Origin of the sequence: Cronobacter sakazakii (assembly GCF_000982825.1) — a bacterium.
Classification (GTDB): Bacteria; Pseudomonadota; Gammaproteobacteria; order Enterobacterales; family Enterobacteriaceae; genus Cronobacter; species Cronobacter sakazakii.
The window spans coordinates 3012939-3035405 of the sequence record NZ_CP011047.1 but is presented as its reverse complement, the minus strand read 5'-3'; the positions used below and the strand labels follow the sequence as shown (position 1 = coordinate 3035405).

General features: G+C 57.7%; 22 protein-coding genes. 10 read left to right on the top strand and 12 right to left on the bottom strand.

Annotated features, from left to right (window positions below; genetic code table 11):
- The first annotated feature begins 19 nt into the window (after positions 1–19).
- From CSK29544_RS14430 to CSK29544_RS14415, 4 genes are all read left to right on the top strand, one after another.
- The gene (locus CSK29544_RS14430) at positions 20–343 is read left to right on the top strand and encodes a hypothetical protein (RefSeq protein WP_004387318.1); all 324 of its coding nucleotides are present in this window, start codon (positions 20–22) and stop codon (positions 341–343) included.
- A gap of 73 nt (positions 344–416) precedes the next feature.
- On the top strand, positions 417–608 hold the full coding sequence (locus CSK29544_RS14425) for a hypothetical protein (protein ID WP_004387317.1): 192 nt from the start codon (positions 417–419) through the stop codon (positions 606–608).
- 201 nt (positions 609–809) lie between these two features.
- Complete coding sequence (locus CSK29544_RS14420) at positions 810–2561, top strand: sensor domain-containing diguanylate cyclase (RefSeq protein ID WP_004387316.1); 1752 nt, start codon at positions 810–812, stop codon at positions 2559–2561.
- Positions 2562–3282: 721 nt separating this feature from the next.
- The gene (locus CSK29544_RS14415) at positions 3283–3522 is read left to right on the top strand and encodes a con-10 family general stress protein (protein WP_007901509.1); all 240 of its coding nucleotides are present in this window, start codon (positions 3283–3285) and stop codon (positions 3520–3522) included.
- A gap of 146 nt (positions 3523–3668) precedes the next feature.
- Here the strand turns inward: CSK29544_RS14415 and CSK29544_RS14410 are convergent, their stop codons facing one another.
- The gene (locus CSK29544_RS14410; protein ID WP_007901511.1) at positions 3669–3923 is read right to left on the bottom strand and encodes a hypothetical protein; all 255 of its coding nucleotides are present in this window, start codon (positions 3921–3923) and stop codon (positions 3669–3671) included.
- Positions 3924–4163: 240 nt separating this feature from the next.
- Here CSK29544_RS14410 and CSK29544_RS14405 point away from each other — a divergent pair, with 240 nt between their 5' ends.
- On the top strand, positions 4164–4745 hold the full coding sequence (locus tag CSK29544_RS14405; RefSeq protein WP_029039380.1) for a hypothetical protein: 582 nt from the start codon (positions 4164–4166) through the stop codon (positions 4743–4745).
- Positions 4746–5040: 295 nt separating this feature from the next.
- Here CSK29544_RS14405 and CSK29544_RS14400 read toward each other — a convergent pair.
- Positions 5041–5738 (bottom strand): IS1-like element IS1B family transposase gene (locus tag CSK29544_RS14400; protein ID WP_095033700.1). Its coding sequence is split into 2 segments (ribosomal slippage): positions 5041–5489 and positions 5489–5738, totalling 699 coding nucleotides; the frame shifts between segments, so codons are not numbered across the junction.
- A 270-nt stretch (positions 5739–6008) separates the two neighbouring features.
- Here CSK29544_RS14400 and CSK29544_RS23075 point away from each other — a divergent pair.
- A complete protein-coding gene (locus CSK29544_RS23075) occupies positions 6009–6344 on the top strand; it encodes an anti-adapter protein IraM (protein WP_170921726.1) in 336 nt (111 codons plus the stop codon).
- A 117-nt stretch (positions 6345–6461) separates the two neighbouring features.
- Entirely contained in the window at positions 6462–6902 is a 441-nt protein-coding gene (locus tag CSK29544_RS14395) for a lysozyme inhibitor LprI family protein (protein ID WP_007901521.1), read from the top strand.
- Positions 6903–6960: 58 nt separating this feature from the next.
- Here the strand turns inward: CSK29544_RS14395 and CSK29544_RS14390 are convergent, their stop codons facing one another.
- The gene (locus tag CSK29544_RS14390) at positions 6961–8583 is read right to left on the bottom strand and encodes a peptide ABC transporter substrate-binding protein (protein ID WP_007901523.1); all 1623 of its coding nucleotides are present in this window, start codon (positions 8581–8583) and stop codon (positions 6961–6963) included.
- A gap of 244 nt (positions 8584–8827) precedes the next feature.
- On the opposite strand from CSK29544_RS14390, the gene mpaA reads away from it, so the two are divergent.
- The gene (gene mpaA / locus CSK29544_RS14385) at positions 8828–9550 is read left to right on the top strand and encodes a murein tripeptide amidase MpaA (protein WP_007901525.1); all 723 of its coding nucleotides are present in this window, start codon (positions 8828–8830) and stop codon (positions 9548–9550) included.
- Here mpaA and ycjG read toward each other — a convergent pair.
- Positions 9532–10530, bottom strand: a complete 999-nt coding sequence (ycjG, locus tag CSK29544_RS14380) for an L-Ala-D/L-Glu epimerase (protein ID WP_029039450.1) — start codon at positions 10528–10530, stop codon at positions 9532–9534. The genes mpaA and ycjG overlap by 19 nt on opposite strands.
- A gap of 136 nt (positions 10531–10666) precedes the next feature.
- On the opposite strand from ycjG, the gene tpx reads away from it, so the two are divergent.
- Entirely contained in the window at positions 10667–11173 is a 507-nt protein-coding gene (tpx, locus tag CSK29544_RS14375) for a thiol peroxidase (protein ID WP_004387306.1), read from the top strand.
- Between the two features lie 51 nt (positions 11174–11224).
- On the opposite strand, the gene tyrR is transcribed toward tpx, so the two are convergent.
- From tyrR to CSK29544_RS14360, 3 genes are all read right to left on the bottom strand, one after another.
- Entirely contained in the window at positions 11225–12787 is a 1563-nt protein-coding gene (gene tyrR, locus CSK29544_RS14370; RefSeq protein ID WP_007901529.1) for a transcriptional regulator TyrR, read from the bottom strand.
- Positions 12788–12935: 148 nt separating this feature from the next.
- Positions 12936–13979 carry a YcjF family protein gene (locus CSK29544_RS14365; RefSeq protein WP_007901531.1) on the bottom strand — a complete coding sequence of 348 codons (1044 nt, stop codon included), beginning with the start codon at positions 13977–13979 and terminating at the stop codon, positions 12936–12938.
- Positions 13976–15376 carry a YcjX family GTP-binding protein gene (locus CSK29544_RS14360; RefSeq protein ID WP_216668561.1) on the bottom strand — a complete coding sequence of 467 codons (1401 nt, stop codon included), beginning with the start codon at positions 15374–15376 and terminating at the stop codon, positions 13976–13978. Before CSK29544_RS14360 ends, CSK29544_RS14365 begins: the two co-directional genes overlap by 4 nt.
- 162 nt (positions 15377–15538) lie before the next feature.
- Between CSK29544_RS14360 and CSK29544_RS14355 the strand changes: the two genes are divergently transcribed.
- On the top strand, positions 15539–16531 hold the full coding sequence (locus CSK29544_RS14355) for a LacI family DNA-binding transcriptional regulator (protein ID WP_007901538.1): 993 nt from the start codon (positions 15539–15541) through the stop codon (positions 16529–16531).
- 49 nt (positions 16532–16580) lie between these two features.
- Here CSK29544_RS14355 and CSK29544_RS14350 read toward each other — a convergent pair whose 3' ends face one another.
- Genes CSK29544_RS14350 through ycjR form a run of 5 tightly spaced genes read right to left on the bottom strand, consistent with a single transcriptional unit; the run spans position 16581 to position 22449 of the window.
- The gene (locus CSK29544_RS14350) at positions 16581–17663 is read right to left on the bottom strand and encodes an ABC transporter ATP-binding protein (RefSeq protein ID WP_029039448.1); all 1083 of its coding nucleotides are present in this window, start codon (positions 17661–17663) and stop codon (positions 16581–16583) included.
- 15 nt (positions 17664–17678) lie between these two features.
- Positions 17679–18356, bottom strand: coding sequence for a beta-phosphoglucomutase (gene pgmB, locus CSK29544_RS14345; protein ID WP_007901545.1), 678 nt, complete (start codon positions 18354–18356; stop codon positions 17679–17681).
- Entirely contained in the window at positions 18353–20596 is a 2244-nt protein-coding gene (locus tag CSK29544_RS14340) for a glycoside hydrolase family 65 protein (RefSeq protein ID WP_029039447.1), read from the bottom strand. Before CSK29544_RS14340 ends, pgmB begins: the two co-directional genes overlap by 4 nt.
- The gene (gene ycjS, locus CSK29544_RS14335) at positions 20593–21645 is read right to left on the bottom strand and encodes a D-glucoside 3-dehydrogenase (RefSeq protein ID WP_007901548.1); all 1053 of its coding nucleotides are present in this window, start codon (positions 21643–21645) and stop codon (positions 20593–20595) included. Before ycjS ends, CSK29544_RS14340 begins: the two co-directional genes overlap by 4 nt.
- Before the next feature lie 15 nt (positions 21646–21660).
- Entirely contained in the window at positions 21661–22449 is a 789-nt protein-coding gene (ycjR, locus tag CSK29544_RS14330; protein WP_007901552.1) for a 3-dehydro-D-guloside 4-epimerase, read from the bottom strand.
- Positions 22450–22467 lie beyond the last annotated feature (18 nt).

Sequence of the window (22467 nt, the reverse complement as noted above, 5' to 3'; positions counted from 1 at the left end):
TCAGGGCCAGTCTGTCGCAATGAGAACCACGCGCGTTACGTTACGTCTTTCCCATGCCGTCAGCGACGTTATGCTCGATGACATCAAAGCCATTATTCCTGCCGATGCGCTACAGGTCTTTATTAATCAACTGGATGAATCACAGTACGCCACGCTTGAGTGTATTCAGACAGAACAGAACTGTTCGCTTATCGCCTCAGCGATAGTGGTGTGGCGTCAGCTCGGGCATATCAAAAATCTGGTCTACCGCAACGGCGATGTGCTGCGCGATGTCTCCGACGCCAGTCAGTTTCAGCTCTTTACCATGCTGCGCGCGCCGCTGACGGTGCTTGCCGTTCGCTGATAGCTTTCAGAAAATTCTCAACTTCTCCCCTCGCCTGCCGATAACCTTCTGAAAATGGACGGGGAAGAACGTTATGCTGCCTGGAATACCCACGCTGGCGCTGGCCTTTATGGTCTGGCTGCTGATTTTTATCCCTTCTTACAAAATCGCCACGCGCGCAGGCTTCGGCTGGTCGATGGCGCTGTTACTGACGCTGCCGGGCCTGAATATCATCGCCTGGTGGTGTTTTGCCTGTATGAAGTGGCCAGCGCGCCGCTATTTCTGAGCCTGACGGCCGCAGGCGTTGTCAGCGTCTGCTGGAGGCTCCGCGAGGCTGCGCCGGTTTAACGCGTGGAGAAAACGCGCACATAGCGTTAAAGCTCCGCGTCCCCTTGCCGATGATGCAGATAACCCAACGCCCGCGTTGACCGTCAGAGCCCCGAGGCGTTAGCGCCCTAAAAGAAGCCGTGCTTGAAGGTAGCACCCTATGTTTAGCCACATCGACAGAAAAGATGCCAGACGCATGGCAGCCCTGGATATGCTCCGGGGAAAGCACGGACATCAGGACCCGGTTCTGCTGCAATTTGCAAGGCTTGCCAGCCTCGCGCTCGGCATTCCGGGCTGTTTTATTGCCGTGGTAGATAAAGCGGGCCTGCCCGTACATCTGGCACATCCTGAGCCGCTCCAGGTCGATGCGGCAGTCTTAACGCAGCCGTTATGCCCCCAAAATGAGCCGGTGTGGTGCAGCGATACCACACTTGACGCGCAGGCGCATCAGCACCCGCTGGTCATCGCCTCGCCTGACGTACGGTTCTACGCGCTGGCACCGCTGCGCACGCGTGACGGCAGCCTGACCGGCATTATCGGCATGACGGATACCGTGGCGCAGCCGTTTAACGACGAGCGCGCCCGCACGCTCTCGCTGATTGCCGGGCTGACCGGCGCCTGGCTTGAAACCTTAAACGCGGTCGGATTTTTAGATCCCGTGACCCGCCTGCCGAACCGTCAGAAACTGTTGGCCGATATGGAGCGGCTGTGTGAGAGCGGCAGTACTGAGCGCTACACGCTAATGATTTTCGACTGCATCGACATGCCGACCGCCTATGAACTGGCGCGCTCGCTTGGCATGCCGGCGCTTGAGACGCTACTTAACGATCTCGGCCCGTTACTGCGCATGAAGCTAAGGCTGAAAAGCGACACCGTGCTCTATAACGTGGCGACAGGCCGCTATGCGCTGCTTTTAAAAACGCGCAATCAAAAAGCCATTCGCCGCAACGCCGCGGTGCTGCCGCTGGTGAACGCGCGCATGCTGCAGGGCATCAATATCCGGCTCAATATCTTTGCAGGTGAAGTGGCCTGGCAGCCGGAGAAAACCACGCCCAATGAGGCGCTGCGTCGCGCCATCAGTGCCGTGCATGAAGCTATCTGGCTTAACAAGCGCCATATGGCCTTTGACGCAGAGCGCGATGAGAAGCGCAACGTTGATTTCCAGCTGCTGCACGATCTCAGCGAGAGTATCGCCAAAAACCGCGGGCTCTACCTGATGTATCAGCCCAAAATCAAGCTCAGCACCAACCGGGCGGTCGGCGCGGAAGCGCTGCTCCGCTGGCGTCACCCGACCCGCGGCGATATCCCGCCGGGCGTGTTTATTCCGCTCGCGCAAAATACCAGCCTGATGGAAGAGATAACGCAATGGGTGATTGGCGCGGCGCTGCAACAGCTCCAGAAATGGCGCAAAGAGGGCGTCACCCTGCCGCTGTCAGTCAATATCAGCGTCAGCGATCTCTCCCGCCGCGGTTTTGCCGATGCGCTGGAAGAGCGCGTGCTGCGCGCCGGGCTTTCAACAAACGATATTCGTATTGAATGTCTGGAGACTGAAAAGGCGCTGGAGAGCGAAACCGCGCTCAGTGAAATGGATATGCTCAAACTGCGCGGCTTTAAGATCCTGCTGGACGACTTCGGTGCGGGTTACAGCAACATCAACTACCTGCGCCGGATTCCAATCGACATCATCAAGCTCGACCGCTCGCTCACCTCGAGCATCGCGCAGGAGCGCAGCAGTCAGATTATCGTGCGTAACGTCATACAGATGCTTAAGGAGCTGGATTACGTGGTGCTCGCGGAAGGCGTGGAGGATGCCGAAACCGCCCGTCTGCTGCTGGAGTTTGGCTGTGATGAGGCGCAGGGCTATTTCTTCTCACGTCCGGTGGAGCCGGAATATATCGCTCAGTGGATATAATCGCCGTTGGAAATGGCGCGTAAAAGAGAAAATGACGGATAACTGCAAGGTGTACAACGCCTTGCAAAATAACCACTGCAACTTCGTGGATTATTATTTTTACATATTCAATTCATTAGAATGTGTATTAATAGACATTGTAAAAGCCGCATTACCGGTTATAAGCATCAAAAAATGCCTGAACCGAAAATAATGTTGTTGCTATAAATTTCCCGTCTACGCTTATTTCATACCTCAGCATCCGCTGAGACACGCTTTGCCATCACCAGGGAACCGGGTTCAGGGATGAACCCCCATTTCTGCCGCACTGCCCTTGCCGCCCGTTCCGTCCTGTCACTTCCGCCCTGGCGTGCGCCGCCTGTGCATCGGTCTCTGCTGGCCTTGAGTGGCACGTGATCGTCTCCCTATAAATACGTCAAAATATGACAATCCCATTCATAATATTAATTATCTTACTTTCGAAAAATTGTGATTATTATTTATACCGCCGCTTCGTATTTTAATGACAAAATAAAATCAAGCGGACCGAAGAAGCACCAAAAATACAAATAAGAAAGTGACTAAAATTTTACTAAAATTCAGCCACTTTTCTGCATAGCGTTATATTTTTCGCCTTCAAAACTTGCGGGATAAAATACCCTGACCTACAGTTATCAATATCTTTTCGATAGCAGTCACGCACTGCTGTAATAAGTACGACCAACAACATGAGGAGAATGATATGACTCAGCATCGTGGTGGTTCAGGTAATTTCGCAGAGGATCGTCAGCGCGCGTCTGAAGCAGGCCAGAAAGGCGGTCAGCAAAGCAGCGGTAATTTTAAAAACGACCCGGAACGCGCATCTGAAGCAGGTCATAAAGGTGGCCAGCAGAGCGGGGGTAATTTTAAAAATGACCGTGAACGCGCCTCTGAAGCGGGGCATAAAGGTGGCGAGCACAGCCACGGCGGCGGTCGCTCCTGATACAGCGGTTGACGCTAAACAGCGTGCCCGGAGAGGTCTAACAGGGCACCTGTGATGCATGAAACAGGAAGCATTAAAGAGAGAAAGGAGAGCGCAATGCTCTCCTTCTTTACGTTTCTCGCCCGGCATCCCTGCCCGCTCTGGCGTCAGCGTTCACTGCTAAACACCAGCGTTTCCGGCGTTTCAGCGGTTAAAAAGATCGCCTGCGCTTCTCCGCTTGGCAAAACAAAAAAGAGACGTTCTCCCTGACGCAACCCGGCGAATGCGCTTATCTGCTGGGATTTATCGATCTCAAACGTTTTTATCGTCTCCCCGTTTACCGCACTGGGTTCACTCACGCTGTAGGTGGCGGTAAAATCCACCTCCGGGCGGTCTTTCAGATGCAACTGAACAGAAGGCATATCGGCTCCCCAAGTGACTGTGATATGTCAAGTGTAGTCCACACCTGCTCTCTGCGGCGGCGTCGCTGGCCTGGCCATTGTGACTTCATTAATAAAATTAAAGCGATACGAAACGCGGCCGATAACTGATATGCATGAAAGCAGTAACCTGCGGCTGGCCCCAGCTACGACACACCAGCCAACGATCACACCTGAAGCGAGGGTGCGTGCCATCGCGCTTACAGGCAAAGGGAGAGTGAGATGAAGCGGTCCGGCCTTCTGGCAGTCGTCGGGGCAGTGTTTTTGTTGCAAGGGTGTCATGCGGACAGCATTGACCAGGTGAAATCCCTCAGCGCGGGGGAGCAATCTCTCGGCCAGGCTTTTGAGTCACGTACCGACTGCGTGCAGGGCGCCTGGCGTAGCTTTGAAGATGCACGCGGACGTGATGTCGTGCTCTATTCCTGTAAACTCCCCGCGCCGGAACTCGCCAAACTGACCGACAAATTTCGCGCGCACAGTAATGAGATGGTCGAACAAAACACGACTTTACGCTGGCGCAAAGCGCATCGTGACGATGTGGCCCGCGTGATGAGTGAAATGAGCATTCGTGATGTAGAACTGCTGTATGTCTGGCGCATCAGCGACGGCGCTACGCCGCAACTTGCGGATGTGGAAGTTAAAACCGCCACCACCTTTTCGAGTTTCAGCTACAGCGTCAGCGAGCCTGAAAAATTTGTCGCGCTGGCTTACAGCGCCCCCCTTCCCGACCTCTGGCCGCAAAGTCTTTTTCCCGAACTGGATAAAAACGCGGGCCTGCTTTATCGCCAGTTAAGCGCACTTTGAATAACGGACAGTCCGGTAGCGCCTGAGCCGTCATCAGGCGCATGGATGACTTTATGCTGCACCTGAAGCGCTTCGGGTGATCACTTTTTGATCAAACGAACACTATCCTTAAGTTAAATTTTTTTCACAATAACGTTACACCAGCGAAAATGAATTTCTATGCAGAATTTGACCAGTTGGTATGCAATTCATAACTCACTTCGGTTTTTCAGAAAGGCCATCCGAAATTCGCTTCTAATTTTTATTATTGTCACACTGAAACTATTTGCATATCAATTTAGGTAATGACTCCAACTTATTGATAGTGTTTTATGTTCAGATAATGCCCGATGACTTTGTCATGCAGCTCCACCGATTTTGAGAACGACAGCGACTTCCGTCCCAGCCGTGCCAGGTGCTGCCTCAGATTCAGGTTATGCCGCTCAATTCGCTGCGTATATCGCTTGCTGATTACGTGCAGCTTTCCCTTCAGGCGGGATTCATACAGCGGCCAGCCATCCGTCATCCATATCACCACGTCAAAGGGTGACAGCAGGCTCATAAGACGCCCCAGCGTCGCCATAGTGCGTTCACCGAATACGTGCGCAACAACCGTCTTCCGGAGCCTGTCATACGCGTAAAACAGCCAGCGCTGGCGCGATTTAGCCCCGACGTATCCCCACTGTTCGTCCATTTCCGCGCAGACGATGACGTCACTGCCCGGCTGTATGCGCGAGGTTACCGACTGCGGCCTGAGTTTTTTAAATGGCGGAAAATCGTGTTGAGGCCAACGCCCATAATGCGGGCGGTTGCCCGGCATCCAACGCCATTCATGGCCATATCAATGATTTTCTGGTGCGTACCGGGTTGAGAAGCGGTGTAAGTGAACTGCAGTTGCCATGTTTTACGGCAGTGAGAGCAGAGATAGCGCTGATGTCCGGCGGTGCTTTTGCCGTTACGCACCACCCCGTCAGTAGCTGAACAGGAGGGACAGCTGATAGAAACAGAAGCCACTGGAGCACCTCAAAAACACCATCATACACTAAATCAGTAAGTTGGCAGCATCACCATCAATTTAAATGGCGCGTGACAATTACACCTTTAAATTATAAAGACGTGAAAAACAGCAATAATTGTTCAGCATATATGATGTTTCTTTACTCTCTCATTCACTCCCCGTCGTTTCCTCGCAAAAATTTACTTTTCACACGTTACAATTGAACTACCTGCATCATTAACCGATGCGCACGCCAATTAAGCACGTGAAATCATATGGAGAGTCGAATGAACTGGCGGGTGGTTGATTCAGTAGTAAGCACCGACACCAATTCTGTATTTACCTTAATTTCATCGCAACAATCTTTTAAACTTATTCTCTGGTATAAGGCGACGTTTTATTTATCATCTGGCGACACATTGTCTATTAATGGCGCATCCATTACCGTTAATAATCACCCCGTCGAGCTTACTCTGTACCGCACCACCGTTTATAACGCACGGTTCTGGCAAACTATCGTGAACAGTAATACGCATTGCGCGGGTAATCACCGGCAAAGCGTGGGCCGGTGTGGTTATCGCCGTAAATGCAAACTGCTTTATTGCCCGTTTCAAAAGCACTGACCAGTAAGGCATTTCGCATAGTATTTTCCTGTCAGGCATGGGAAAATACTCAACAAACACGCCGCCTGGTGACGACGTGACGCGTCTATATCTTCCCTCAGACTGGAATTCACTCTTGTGAAAAACCTGATAAATAGTGCGCTGCTGGTGCTGGCGTTAAATTCGCTGTGCGCGCTGGCCGTTGAGATCACACGTAGCGCGGCGGCGGAGGCCTGCACTCAACAGGCAGGCGAAAACAGCAATGAGTGCCTCGAAGCGGCAGGGCTGGCCTCAGATAATGCGCTTAAACAGGCGTTCAATGCCAAAGTCACTGAGCTACAGAACTTCGACTATACCCGCTGGCCACAGGGCGACGAGGCGCGGCGCACCCAGATGGTCGAGGCGTTAAAAATAAGTCAGCAGCAGTGGACGGCGGCGCGAGACGCCTTCTGTACGGCAGCGAGCGCCTCGGCCGCGGGTACGCCGTGGCTTGCCGCCCACGCGTTAAGCTGCGTCATTAATATGAACCAGCGGCGCGAGCAGGAGCTGGCGCTCATTCACCCGGAAGCGGAAAAGTAACGGCAGATTGAAGCAAAACGTGTCCGGCGCCTGCCACGGTGGCGGCGCCGGACATGCGTTAATGCTTAAGGATATACATGGTGCGGCTGTAGGCCACATCTTCCGGGTTATTAATCGGGTAGCCTTTCAGCCACGGTTTAATTAACCGGCCATTGGTGTACTGATAAATCGGCGCAATCGGCGCCTGGGTTGAGATGATCCTCTCGGCGCTGTTGTAATCGGCATTACGCGCTTTGGGGGAATTCTCCTGAGCGGCCTGTTGCAGCACTTTGTCGTAGTCCGGGTTCTTAAAACGCGCGATATTCCCGCTGTGCGTTGAGGTCAGTAGTGAAAGGAACGTTGACGGCTCGTTATAATCCCCCACCCACGAGGCGCGGATCACGTCGAAATTACCGGTATTACGACTGTCGATATAGGTTTTCCACTCTTGGTTTTTCAGCTTCACATCCACGCCAAGATTCTTTTTCCACATTGACGCCACGGCGATGGCGATTTTCTGATGGTTTTCAGAGGTGTTATAGAGCAGCGTCAGGTTGAGCGGACGCGCCGGGCCATAACCCGCGGCCTGGAGCAGCGTTTTCGCCTGCGCGTTTAACTCCTGCTGGCTCATCTGCTCCCACTCTGACGGCGCGGGCGTAAAGCCTGCAGTCACGTCCGGCGTAAAACGCCAGGCCGGTTTCTCGCCGGTGCCGAGCACTTTTTCAGCCATCAGGCGGCGGTCAATGGTCATGCTGAGCGCGAGACGCACGCGCGGGTCCGCCGTCGGGCCTTTCTGCGTGTTAAACGCATAGTAATAGGTGCCAAGCTGCGGCGGCGTAAAGACCTGATCGGGGATCTCTTTTTTCAGTTTTTGATAGAGATTTTTCGGGAAGGATTCGGTGATGTCGATATCATTCGCGAGATAGCGCTTGGTGGCGGCGGATTCCTGGTTCACCGGCAAAAACGTCACCTGCGTCAGCACGGTTTTCGCGTTATCCCAGTAGTGGGTATTCGGCGTCAGCACCAGCTTTTCGTTGACCACGCGGTCTTTCAGCACAAACGCGCCGTTACCCACCAGCTTACCGGGGCGCGTCCAGTCGCCGCCCTGCTCCAGCTCCACGTTCGCTTTTTGTACCGGATAGAGCGCCGCGTTGGCGGCAAGCGACGGGAACCACGGCAGCGGTTTATCGAGAGTGACTTTCAGCGTATGCGCATCCGGCGCGCTGACGCCAAGCTGTGCAGGCGCCTGTTTACCGTCGATAATCGCCTGCGCGTTGGCGATACCCGCCAGCGCAAAGAACCAGGCAAATGGCGAGGTGGTTTTCGGGTCGACCATGCGCTGCCAGCTGTAGACAAAATCCTGCGCCGTTACCGGCGTGCCGTCGGACCATTTCGCGTTGTCGCGAAGCGTAAACGTCCAGATGCGGTTATCGTTGGTCTGCCACTGCGTGGCCACACCCGGCACCAGTTCGCCCTTATCGTTCTGGTTCACCAGCCCTTCAAAGAGATCGCGCAGCACCTGGATCTCCGGCAGCCCTACCGCTTTCGCCGGGTCCAGCGAGGCGGGTTCATCTTTCAGATGGCGGACCAGCGTCTGGTGTTCGGCAAGCGCTGTGCCTGGCGGCACATCGGCGGCAAACGCGCCGGTCAGCGCGGTCGCGACCCATAATGCGCTAAGAGTAAAGCTTACAGGAATTTTCATGAGGTCCTCGTTCTCGTGGTCCCGCGCCGAACCGCTCTCTCCGGGCGCTGTCGGGGAATTATTTGTTGGATGAATATAAATTGCAAACCCGTGGGCGCGATTTTGCGCGCAAACCCCGCGTCAGATCAAAGTGTTAATGTCTGAGCGTTTAAATAGCGCGCACGACGCAGGCTAACGTCAGGCTGTTGAATTTCGGCCAAATGTCGTCAACACTCCTGTAATCACCCTTTGATGGCGACCCACAATGAACACGCTGACTCCGCTTCGACCGCGCGCCCGGCGCGGCGCTTTACCTGACGACGCCCTGCGTTATGGCGAATCGGCGCTCGGCGCGCCGCTGCTCTGGTTCCCGGCACCCGAAGCGCAGCGCGCGCCGGGACTTATCATCGCAGGCACTCACGGTGATGAAAACGCGGCGCTGGTGACGCTCTCCTGCGCGCTGCGTACGCTGGAGCCCGCGCACCGGCGGCATCACGTGGTGCTGGCGGTCAACCCGGACGGCTGTCAGCTCGGCCTGCGCGCCAACGCCCGCGGAGTCGATCTGAATCGCAATTTTCCGGCGGCCAACTGGCAGCCGGGCGAAACCGTCTATCGCTGGAACAGTGCGGCCGAGGCGCGCGACGTAACGCTCTCCACCGGCGAAAAGCCGGGTTCGGAGCCGGAAACCGCCGCGCTGTGCCAGTTAATTCATCAGCTTAAACCCGCCTGGGTGGTCTCGTTTCACGACCCGTTAGGCTGTATAGAAGATCCGCAGCAGACGCCGCTTGGCCGCTGGCTCGCCGACGCGTTCGGCCTGCCGCACGTCACCAGCGTCGGTTATGAGACGCCCGGATCGTTTGGCAGCTGGTGCGCGGATCTGGGGTTAACCTGCATTACCGCCGAGTTTCCGGCCATCTCCGCCGACGACGCCACCGAGCGCTATCTGGCGGCGATGACCGCATTGCTGCATTACGACGACGAAAGCTGAGGGCCGACGTCAGAATGAAGATAAAGCTGACCGGGCGTAAAACGTAAGGGAGGCTCCACATCCACCGCAAGCCAGGTTGGGCCGTCGAGATCGGTAAAGCGCATTTGCGGGATCAGCGGCAGCGCGGCGCCAATGGCGCGTGAGGTGCAGAGCATACAGCCGAGCATCAGCCCGAATCCTTCCTCCGTCGCCTGGCGAGCCAGCGCCAGCGCTTCGGTCAGCCCACCGGTTTTATCGAGCTTAATGTTAATCATCTCGTAGCGCCCGGCGAGCGTCTTCAGGCTACCGCGCGCGTGGCAGCTTTCATCAGCGCAGATGGGCAGCGGATGAATAAAGTTCTCCAGCGCCCGATCGTCAGACGCCGGCAGCGGCTGCTCCAGCATCTGCACGCCGAGGTCCGCCAGGAGCTGACAGCGCGCCGCCAGCCCTTCCGCATGCCAGGATTCGTTAGCATCGACAATCAGCGTCGCCTCCGGCACCGCACCGCGAATGGCGACCATCCGCTCAGTGATAAACGTGTCGTCGAGTTTGATTTTCAGCAGCCGTGCGCCCTTTTCCCACAGCAGCGCGGCGTTGCTCGCCATTTGCTCCGGCGCGCCTAATACTACCGTCTGGGCGGTAGTGTGCTGTTCCGGCAGCGTGACCTGTAAAAAGGCCTCAAGCGTTTCGCCCGCGCGGCGCGCCTCAAGATCCCAGAGCGCGCAGTCGACGGCGTTACGCGCGGCACCCGCGGGCAGTAATTTCTGCAGCCCGGCCCGGTCCAGCCCGGCTTCAAGCTGCGGCACAATAGTCATGATTTGCGCCATTACCGAGGCTGCGCTCTCACCGTAGCGCGGATACGGCGTGCATTCGCCCACCGCCCTGACGCCCTCTTCTTCCAGTTCCAGCACAACCACCACCGCTTCACTGCGGCTGCCGCGGGCAATCACAAACGGCGAATGGAGCGGCCAGGCTTCCTGATACACTTTTACGCTTCTCATTATTTTCCTCGCAACGGGCTTTGCCTCAGTATAGCGACTGGAAAGTTAGCCTGCCGGGACAGTTTTTTATATTCATCCCACGCGGGATCACATACACTAGCGGCGACGTTAACTATATGTAAACAGGAAGATAACTATGTCACAAATCGTCTATTTCCAGGGCAATCCGGTTTCCGTGGTGGGTCAGATCCCGCAGGCAGGCAGCAAAGCGGCGCCGTTCAGCCTGGTGGCAAAAGATCTGTCTGACGTTTCGCTGAGCCAGTTTGCCGGTAAGCGTAAAGTACTGAACATTTTCCCGAGCATCGACACCGGCGTTTGCGCGGCGTCCGTGCGCAAATTCAACCAGCTGGCGACCGGCATGGAAAACACCGTTGTACTGTGCGTTTCCGCCGACCTGCCGTTCGCGCAGTCCCGCTTCTGCGGCGCGGAAGGCCTGAGCAATGTCATCACGCTCTCTACGCTGCGTAACCCGGAATTCGCCAAAGAATATGGCGTGGGCATTGAAGAAGGCGCGCTGAAAGGCCTGACCGCTCGCGCGGTGCTGGTCCTGAATGAGAACGATGAAATCGTATTCAGCGAGCTGGTGAATGAAATCACCCACGAGCCGAACTACGACGCGGCGCTTAACGCACTGAAAGCGTAATTTGCCCGATAAAAAAAGCCTCCGCATGCGGAGGCTTTTTTGTTGGCGGCGTTACTCTTCGCCCTTACGCTGGCTTAAGCCATATTCGCGAAGCTTATTGGCGATGGCCGTATGTGAGACGCCCAGTCGTTTGGCGAGCTTACGGGTACTCGGATAGCTGCGATAAAGCTGCGTCAGTACTGAGCGCTCGAAACGACGTGTGATGTCGTCAAGCGAGCCTTCCATCGCCTCTTCGCCTACCGGCAGCGCGGCGGCGTCGAAATCCGGCAGCAGGATATCCTGCGGGCGCAGTTCATAGCCTTCAAGCTGCGTGAGCGCGCGGTATATCGCGTTTTTCAACTGGCGCACGTTGCCCGGCCAGCCGTAGCGGGTCAGCACCTGGCCGAGATCGCCTGCCAGTTTCGGGCGCGGCACGCCCTGTTCATCGGCGAAGCGCGCCACGAACATCTCCGTGAGCGGCATGATGTCCTGAGGGCGGTCGCGCAGCGGCGGCAGATTCAGCGTCAGCACGTTGAGGCGATAGTAAAGATCTTCGCGAAACGCCCCTTTTTGCACCAGCTCCACGAGATTTTTCTGCGTCGCGCAGATCACGCGCACATCCACATGCACTTCGTGCTCTTCGCCCACCCGACGGAACGTGCCGTCATTGAGAAAGCGCAGCAGCTTGGCCTGCATACGCGGCGACATCTCGCCGATTTCATCGAGCAGCACCGAGCCGCCGTTGGCCTGTTCGAAGAAGCCTTTTTTCCCTTCATGGGCATTGGCGTAAGCGCCCGGCGCGTGACCGAACAGCTCGCTCTCCACCACATCTTCCGGTATAGACGCGCAGTTCAGCGCCAGATAAGGCTTATCGGCGCGCGGGCTTGCCAGATGGCAGGCATGCGCCAGCAAATCTTTACCGGTGCCGGTGTCGCCGGTGATAAGCAGAGGCGCGTTCAGCATCGCCAGTTTGCGCGCCTGATCCACCACCTGTTTCATGCGCGGGCTGACCGCGATGATATGGCTGAACGCATGGAGATCGAGGCTGGTCAGATTCTGCAACTGGCGGCCCATACGCACGGTTGAGCGCAGCATCGCGACCGCGCCGGTCAGCACGCTGGTGCCGCTCTCTTCTTCCAGATGTACCGGCGTGATTTCCAGTACAAAATCCTGGCCGTTAATCACCACGTGTTCGGTGTGTGATTCCACCGGGCTGCTCTCCAGCCAGCGCTGAAAGTTAAAACCGCTGATAAGGCTTGCGGCGTTATGGTTGCGCAGGCGCGCCTCATTCTGGCCGAACAGCGCGCAGCTCGCCGGGTTCGCCAGCTCGATTTTGCATTTAATATCCACCGAAAACACCGGTTCCGGCAGCGCCTCCAGCAACGCGCTCAGCGAGCGGTGCTCGCGCTCGGAGGGCATCCACGGCACGGTACGGACATCGGTAACGCCGGGAATACGGCGGATCTCCGCCATCAGGCTGCTGAAGGCGTTAAATTCCAGCGTGGAAAAATTGAGATAAATTCGCCCGACAGGGTCAATTTCGATGCCGCGTAAATCGATACTGCGCAGCACCAGGAGATCGAGCAACTCACGGGTCAGACCGAGGCGGTCCTCACAAAACACTTCAAGACGCATGGCAGCACCTTCACGCATTGATCCAACGAATGGCGAGATAATACTTCAGTTGCCGCTACCGGGGGAGTGCTCTGTCAACAAAAATTGACAGAGTGCGGAAAAATGCGGCGTCATGCTGTAAACCTGAACAGGCAGGACGCCGTTGGGGTCACTCTTCGCGCTTTTGTTTCAGAAGCGTGACTTTAACTTCACTTAACAGCTGGCGGCGGAAATCGCCGAGGCGCGGTTTGTCATCTTCCGTCCAGGGCAGCGGGCGGCACAGCTCCATCGCCTTCACGCCGAGGCGCGCGGTGAGCAGCCCCGCACCCAGCCCCTGCGCCACGCGGGCGGAGACGCGCGCGGCAAGATCCTGTGACATCCAGTCAAGCCCGACTTCGCGCACCATCTCGCTCGCGCCCGCGAAAGCCATATTAAGCAGCACCAGACGAAACAGACGAATGCGGCTGTAATAGCCAAGCTCGATGCCATAAATGGCCGCGATACGATTCACCAGACGCAGGTTGCGCCAGGCGATAAACGCCATATCCACCAGCGCCAGCGGGCTCACCGCAATCATCAGTGTCGATTCCGCCGCCGAGCGGCTGATGGCACTGCGGGCCTGGCTATCCAGCACCGGCTGAACGATATGCGCGTAAAGCGTCACCACTTCGCGATCGCTGTGGGTTTCATGAATTGCGGCATGCCAGCGCGCCAGCGCCGGATGCCCCTGCGTGAGCCCGGCCTGGCTCGCCAGCTTTTCGCAAAACGCGCGCGCCTTGCCGCTGCCGTGGCTCGCCAGCAGCTCGCGCGCCTCATCGCGTTCTTCTGCCCGTTCGCGCAGGCGATAAAGCCGCCGCCATTCGCTCGCGAGCGCGCCGACGCCTGCCGCCACAATCAGCCCGCCTGCGACGCAGCCGCCGAGGGCTATCCAGTCGCGCGTGTACCACGCATTAGCCGCCCACTGGACGCCCTGCGCCACGACGCTTACGCCAAACAGACCAAGCCCGGCCACCACCATGCGCCGCCACAGGCTGCGTCGGGGTTTGAGCGCGTTCTCCACCACACGCTCGGGCGCATCTGCGGCCAGCGTCTCTTCCTCAACGGCCGGTACAAACGCCTGCGCCTCGTCAAATGCCCTGGTGGCGCGAAGCGTCGGGCCTTCTTCCGGGCGCAGCGGCTCGTCAAATTCGCGGCGCGGTTTAATCTCGCTCATCGCAGCTTATCTCCTGTTAAAAATTCCAGCACCGCGTCCAGGCGGATATGCGGCAGCGGCCGGTCAACGTCCATCACGCGCGGGCGAAAGGCTTCAAACTGAAAACCCTGCTGCTGCCAGAACGCGCTGCCCGGCAGCCGCGCCGGCACATCGCCGGGGTAAATAGTGAGCGGCGCGCCGTCGCTTAAGCGGTTGCCGCGCAGCGCCGGCACGCTTTCGCCGTGGCTTTCCACCATGCCGCTTTCTGTCGCCTGTATAGAGGCGATGCCCATGCAGTCCATTTCGATACCTTCAAACGCGGCGTTCTGCCACGCTTCCTGCACCAGTTGCGAGAGCAGCGACACCAGATTCGCATGCTGATCGTGTGTAACGTGATCCGCTTTGGTGGCGGCGAACAGCAGTTTGTCGATCACAGGCGAAAAAAGACGCCGGAACAGCGTGCGCTGGCCGTAATGAAAGCTTTGCATCAGTTGCGTCAGCGCAAGGCGCATATCGTTAAACGCCTGCGGCCCGCTGTTGAGCGGCTGAAGACAATCCACCAGCACTATCTGGCGGTCGAAACGCACAAAGTGCTCGCTATAGAAGCCTTTAACCACCTTTTCGCAGTAGTACTGGTAGCGCTCACGCAGCATGCCGATATTGGTCTGTTTGCCCGCCTGCGCCAGTTTTGTCTCGCCCACGTCATCGACGCCGGGCCACGGGAAGAACTGCAACACCGGCGCGCCCGCCAGATCGCCCGGCAGCACAAAACGCCCCGGCTGGATAAAGTGCAGCCCTTCGCGTCTGCACTGCATCAGGTAGTCGGTCCAGGCTTCCGCGCTCTCCGCCAGACGCTTTTCATCGCCCGGCGCCAGCGGATCCAGCCCTTCACACAGGCTCCGCCAGCGCTGCGCCCAGACGGCCCTGTCGCCCTGCAGCAGGCCCGTCATCTGCCGCGACCAGGTAAGGTAGTCCTGCGCCAGCATGGGCAGGTCGAGCAGCCATTCGCCGGGGTAATCGACAATATCGAGATAGAGCGTGGAGGTATCTTTAAAATGGCGCAGCAGTGATTCTCGTGAGCGATAACGCAGCGCGAGACGGATCTCACTCACGCCGCGCGTCGGCGTCGGCCACGCGGGCGGCGTACCGAAAAGCTGCGCCAGCCCTTCGTCATAGGTAAAGCGCGCGACGCCCATATCCTGCTGCGGCACCCGGCGCACGCCGAGCAGCCGTTCTTCGCGCACCGGCGAAAAGAGCGGCAACCGCGCCCCGCTGTTCACCGACAGCAGTTGATTCACCAGCGCGGTAATAAAGGCGGTTTTCCCGCTGCGGCTAAGCCCGGTTACCGCGAGGCGCAAATGCCTGTCGACGCTGCGATTCATCAGCGCCTGCATTTCACTTTGAAGTTGTTTAATCATATCCCTGCCCGATGCGTTTATATCCTCTGATAATAACAGTAAGGCCCGGGCGCGGCGATTCAAGCCCCGCTGACGCCGATTTACAAAAACATGGCGCATGGACACTGCTGCGGGGCTTCAGTAAGATAATTTTGTTGAAGCGATGTAATGGAGCACGGTCGAATGTCCCCGACCATTTACGATATTGCCCGCGTGGCAAAAGTTTCCAAATCGACGGTATCGCGTGTTCTGAATAATCAGACCAATATTTCCGATGCTGCGCGCGAGCGGGTATTAAAAGCCATTGAAGAATTACATTATCAGCCGAATAAAATGGCGCGCGCGCTCACCTCATCCGGGTTTGATGCGATTATGGTGATTTCCGCGCGCTCCACTAAAACGACGGCCGGTAATCCTTTTTTCTCTGAAGTGCTGCACGCGATAATGGCTCGCGCGGAAGAAACCGGTTTTGACGTTATTCTGCAAACGTCCCGTAATAGCGACGATGACTTACAGAAATGCCTGACACGCATTCGCCAGAAAATGATTAAAGGCATTATTATGCTGAGCGCGCCAGCAGATGAAACCTTTTACGAAAAGCTCGATGAATGCGCCGTTCCGGTGGTGGTCATTGGTAAAGTCGCGGGGAATTATCAGCATATCGCCTCCGTCGATACCGATAATTATCACGACAGCATTGCGCTGACCGATACGCTTGTCGCGAGAGGTTGTCAGCGTATCGCCTGCCTGCACGCGCCGCTGGATTATCATGTCTCTGTTGACCGCCTGGCCGGGTTTCGCGCAAGCCTCGCCAGGCATCAGCGGCCTGATGACAGCACACTTATCGTTGATGGCGGCTACACCCAGCAAAGCGCGCTGGATGCGGCGCACCGCCTGCTAACACTCCCTGAACCGCCTGATGCCATCTTCGCCACCGACAGCCTGAAACTGATGAGCGTCTACCGCGCCGCCGCCGAGCGCGGCATCCCCATCCCGGATGCGCTGACGGTGGTCGGTTACAGCAACGAAACGCTCTCTTTCCTGCTCGCCCCACCGCCCGGCGGAATTAATGTTCCCATCCGTCAGTTAGGCGACGTCAGCAGCGCGCTGCTTTTCGCCCGTATCGCCGGTGAGCCTGTTCCGGCCCGTACGTTAATTCCTACAACGATTATCTGAAAAAATAAGCTCCGCCTGAATCGGAGCTTATTTTTCGTCGGTATGAGACTCAGGCGATTGCGATTTCCGTCTCGCTGTCGAAGACGTGGCATTTATTCATATCAAAGGCGATATTAATACGCTGGTCGGCCTGATAATCTTTATCCGCGCCTGCGCGCACCACCATTTCATGCCCACCGACGGTCGCATAAAGCATAAATTCCGCGCCGGTTAATTCTGCAACGGTAATTTTCGCTTCAACTGCGTCATCGCTGGTCGCGCCGGGGAAAATATCTTCCGGGCAAATCCCTAATATAACGGCTTTACGCTGATAACCGCTGTCATTGAGCCGCGCAAGTTTATTTACCGGCAGCGCCAGCTTCAGCGTTTCCGTCACGAAATAGTCGCCATCGATCGCCCCGCGAATAAAATTCATGGCGGGCGAGCCAATAAAACCGGCCACAAACAGATTCGCCGGATGGTTATAAACTTCTTTCGGCGCACCGACCTGCTGCACGATACCGTCTTTCATGATGACAATTCTTGTGGCCATCGTCATCGCTTCGGTCTGATCGTGGGTCACATAGATCATGGTGGTGTTGAGCTTCTGGTGCAGCCGGGTTATCTCTGCACGCATCTGGACGCGCAGTTTGGCGTCGAGATTAGAGAGCGGTTCATCCATCAAAAAGACGCCCGCTTCGCGAACAATCGCGCGCCCCAGCGCCACGCGCTGGCGCTGGCCCCCGGAAAGCGCACCCGGTTTGCGCTTCAGGTACTCTTTCAGCCCGAGAATTTGCGCCGCCCAGGCGACGCGCTCTTCAATAATCTCTGGCGCCACCTTCTGCATTTTCAGGCCGAACGCCATATTGTCATAGACCGTCATATGCGGGTACAACGCGTAGTTCTGGAATACCATCGCGATATTACGCGCTTTGGCGGGCACGTCGTTCATCCGCACGCCATCAATCAGCAGATCGCCACCGCTGATGGCCTCAAGCCCTGCGATCATGCGCAGCGTGGTGGATTTCCCGCAGCCTGACGGCCCGACAAAAACGATAAACTCTTTATCGGCAATCTCCAGATTGAAGTCTTTAACGACGTGAACCTGGTTGTCATAAATCTTCTGAATATGTTGTAGAGAGAGTTGAGCCATAATCTGTCCTTGTTATCAGCGCGCCGTGGCGCACCGTTGTTGATTCCAGAGCGCGTGCAGTCGCGGCCAGGTGAGCTCTGCGGTGTTATCCAGCCGCAGCTGCGCGCCGCGCAGCTCTGCGCCGATGCCTACGGACGTCATGCCACAGGCGTTGATAGCGTCGACACCCGCCTGCGCATCCTCCACGCCGATACAACGCGCCGCCGCCACGCCAAGCCCGGCACAGGCGGAAAGAAAAATCTCCGGGTCGGGCTTGGAGTGCATAAGCCTTGCGGCGTCGGCGCAGAAGTCGAACTGTGCGGCAAGGCCGAGCGCCTGCAAAATCGCGGGCGCGTTGAGCGACACCGAGGCAAGCCCGATCCTAATTCCTTCCTGGCGCAGCGCCGCCAGCAGCGAGGCAATGCCGGGCAGCACCGCCTGCGGCGTCAGCATGCGTAACGATTCAACGTAAAGCGCGTTTTTACGGCTGGCGAGCGACGCTTTTTCCGCCTCGCTGAAGGCATCGGCTTTACCTCCCCTGGCGAGAATGCGCTCCAGCGAGCCCATCCGACTGATGCCCTTGAGCTGCTGATTAAACTGCTCGTCGATGGCAATCCCTACGTCTGCCGCCACCTGCCGCCAGGCGACAAAGTGCAGATGGGCGGTGTCGGTAATCACGCCATCGAGATCGAAAATCACGGCGTCCGGTTTCATTTCGCCTCCCTGCCCGCGCTGTCCGGCAGAGGGAAAACACGCTCGCCGTGAATTTCCTGTTCCGTATCGTTAATGAACATCCTGACGGCGTGAGCACTTCTGACCGTCAGGGACGCCTGCGTTATCTCAAAATGAAGCTGCTGCCCCTGCCAGCAGAAGGGAAACGCCAGACGACGCCACTGCGCCGGAAGTGACGGCGTCACATAAAGTTCCCCCTCTTTGACGCTGACGCCTGCGAACCCCACGACTGCGCCAAGCCAGATGGCACCGGTCGCGGCCGCATGAATACCGTCGTCGCTGCTGTGCGGCGCATCACCGAGATCGATCTCACAGCCGGCGCGCCAGAAGCCATACGCCTCATCGCGCCGCCCGCAACGGGCCGCGACGATGCCGTGAATGGCTTTGCTGAGTGAAGAATCATGAATGGTACGCGGCTCGTAGTAGTCGAGATTCGCCGCCACCGTCGCGCTATCAAACCGCCACGGCAGCATATAGAGCAGCATCACCACATCCGCCTGCTTAAGGATCTGCATCTCGTTCACTTCCGCCCGCGAGTAATCAAGCAGCACCGACTGGCTGCCTGCGCTAGCACGGTAGCGCGTAAGATCAATGGTCGGTTTGCTAAAGAACGTATCGTCCTGCGGAATAACGCCATCTTTGCGCGCCACAGGCAGATACAGCCGCGCGAGAAAATCGTCGCACTGCGCCGTCAACGCATCGTCCGGTATACCGAACCGGCGGCGGATATCCCGCGCCAGCGCGACATTGTGGTGTGCCAGATAGCTGGTGTAAGCGTTGTTGTTAATGTGCTCGGTGTATTCATCGGGGCCGATGACATCGTGCAGCTCCAGCCGCCCGTTCACCGTCTGTGCGCGACTCAGCCAGAAGCGCGCGGTCTCTTCAAGCAGTTCGCGGCCTTCATGCGCCATAAACACATCGTCACCCGTCGCCTGCCAGTACGCCGCCACCGCCCAGGCGATATCGGCCACCAGATGATGCTCGGCAAGCGCAGAGGCCACCTTCTGGCGCAGGCCGGTGCGGATGTTAATCGCCGCGAATTCGGGCGTCTCTTCCTCGCCGGTGCGCGCGCTCTCCCACGGGAAGAGCGCTCCCTGCCAGCCGCCGCGTGCGGCCTTACGCTTCGCACCGGCCAGGTTCAGCCAGCGATAGCGCAGAAGCTGGCGCGCGACTGCGGGCGCGGTATGCAGGTGAAACGGCAGCAGAAACACTTCCGTATCCCAGAAGACGTGCCCTTTATAGCCTTCGCCGGTCAGACCTTTGGCGGCGATGCTGCTGCGCTCGTCGTGGCGCGGCGTCATGGCATGCAGGTGATAAAGTGCGAAATCGAGCGCCTGTTGATCCTGACGGCTAGCGCTTTCGACCTCGACGCGCGCCTGTTGCCACCAGACGCGACGGGCCGCAGTAGATTCCGCCAGCAGTGCGTCATAACCCATTGTGGCGCATTCACGCAGCGCTGCCAGCGCCACCGTTGCCGCGCTATCATCCGGCGCGTCAAGCGACGCGCTGACCCAGGCGCATTTCTCAAGCGTGAAGCTTTCGCCCGCAGCGAGCGTCTGCTGACTGTGCTGCAACAGCCGGCGGTTTTTCGCCGAAAAACTCACCTGCGCCTGAGCATTCACACGACAGACGCAGCCCAGCGTCACATCCGAGACGTTATCGAGCGTGCGGTAGCGCGCCTGAAGGTAACTGTTTTCAAAAACGCGCAGTTCACGCTCTGCCAGATGCTGACGCCCGCTATTGGTCTGCGTGGCTTCGATGCCCGTCGCCACGCGCACGGTGGCCGCGCTATCAACAGGCGTAATGGCAAGCCGCAGGCAGAACAGCCCAAGCCGCGTGGCGGAGACAAAGCGCTCGCTTTTGAGCGTAAAACGCTGCCCGCGTGGTGAACGCCACTCGACGGTGCGTGTCAGTTCCCCGCTTGCAAAGCAGAGCTCACGGCGATAACGCAGAATCTCACCACTCAGCAGGCTAAAAATTTCGCCGTTAAGCTCAATGTCCATTCCGACCAGATCCGGCAGATTGACCAGCTCTGTGGTTTCACCCTCGCCTGCCCTGTGGTAAAGCCCGGCTAAAAACATGCCGCGCGTCTGGGTGGTGTAGGCTTCTTCATGCGTGGCGCGCACGCCCAGCGCGCCGTTGCCGGCGGCCATCAGCGTGGCGTATTTATTGTGGTAATGCGGATCGAAGCGCGCTTCGACCAGCGTGGTTATTGAATTCATAGCTCAACACACTTCCCTGTTTCTGCCGCCTGATAGATGGCCGCCACCAGCCGCTGGATCTGCCAGCCCTGCTCGCCGTCGGCAATTGGTGCAGGTTTTCCCTGCACACAGTCAAGAAACGCTTCCATGCTGCGCTGGTGACGTCGATCGTCTGCCTTTTCGCGCTGCATTAACGTCAGCAGCTCGCCGTCGCAGTCCTGATAAATGTGCGCCGGAAAGAGCATCGCCCCCGCTTTGTCGCCGCAAAACTCAACGTTCATCTGCGACTGCGGGGCGATGTTGAGCGCAAACGAGGTTTCGAGCCGCAGGATGTTGCCGCTGGCAAACTCCACTGTGGCGAACAGCGCGTCTTCTACCGTGTATTGTTGCGGATCCCAGCGGCCAAACTGGCCGCTGCTTTTGGTGGTGCCAAGCTTCTGGAACGTATGCGCGGTCACGCACGCTACGCGCGGAAAGCCGAGCACAAACAGCGCCGCATCCAGCATATGAATGCCGATGTCGATAAGCGGCCCGCCGCCCTGTAGCGCTTTGTTGGTAAACACGCCCCAGCCCGGCACGCCGCAGCGCCGCAGCGCCCGCGCGTTAGTGACATACACGTCGCCAAGCGTGCCGCTCGCTACTTGTTCGCGCAGCAGTTGTGTGTCGCGGGCGAAGCGATGGTGGAAATCGTAGGCCAGCACTTTACCGGATCGCCGGGCGGCCTGGCGCATCTCGTCCGCCTGTTCGGGCGTCATGGCGGGCGGCTTTTCACACATCACGTGACACCCCGCCGCCAGCGCCTGCATCACATGTTCATGATGAAAACGGTTCGGCGAGCAGACGCTGACCACATCCGGGCGCACCTCTGCCAGCAGCGTGGCGACATCGGTGAAAACGTGCCTGATGGCGTGGCGTTCTGCGAACGCCTGCGCCTGTTCAGGGCGGCTGTCGCAGACAGCCACCAGTTGCACCTCTTCACGCGTGCGGTAAAACGAGGCATGAACGTTATCCGCCACCTGACCGGCACCAATAATGGCCACCTTCAGCGGCGAGGTTTGATGAGCACTCATTTCGCACGCCGCCTCTTAACACTGACGCAGGAAGTCAAGCGACTGCCGGTAGGCCTGCGCCGGGTCGTCGGCCCGGATGCGGCATTCATAGACGATATAGCCGTCATAGCCGTCGGCGCGCAGTTGATCGAACGCGCTGTGAAAATCAATCGCCCCGCTGCCCGGCTGGTAGCGATGATTGTCGGCGATGTGAACGTGCCCTAAGAGATCGCGGTTATCGTGGAACGCCTTGCAGAGGTTATCTTCCTCGATATTCATGTGATAAAAATCGCCGATGATTTTGACATGCTTCAGGCCGCCCTCGACGATATAGCGTCGCGCGTCGGCGAGCGTGTTGATCATGTGATCCTGGTAGCGGTTGAGCGGCTCAAGGAAAACCGTGGTGCCGGTACGCGCCGCCACCTCGTCGAGATAGCGCAGCGAATCGCTGACCGCTTTTCTGTCGCCCGCCAGGCTTCGCGGCGATTTCATCGGCGGCAGGCGGAAGGTGAACATCCCCCAGGCCGCAGGCACTACAATCCCTTTGCCGCCGACTTCCGCCAGCGCCTCCAGAATGCGGGTGATCTGTGAAAGCCCGTTCAGGCGGCGCTCCTCGATAAAGTCGCCGATCCAGCCGTCGTAACCACCGCAGGCGCTCGTCACCGGCAGGCCGGTCTCCTGAATCGCGGCTTTGACCTCCGCAAGATTGTCCACCAGCAGCTTGCCGTCGATTTCATAGCCGTCAAAGCCCATCGATTTGATATAACGAAATTTCTCCAGAATGTTTTCCGGGAAAAATGCCTGATTCTGCGTTGCGATTTTCATTGTTGTTTCATCCGTGAA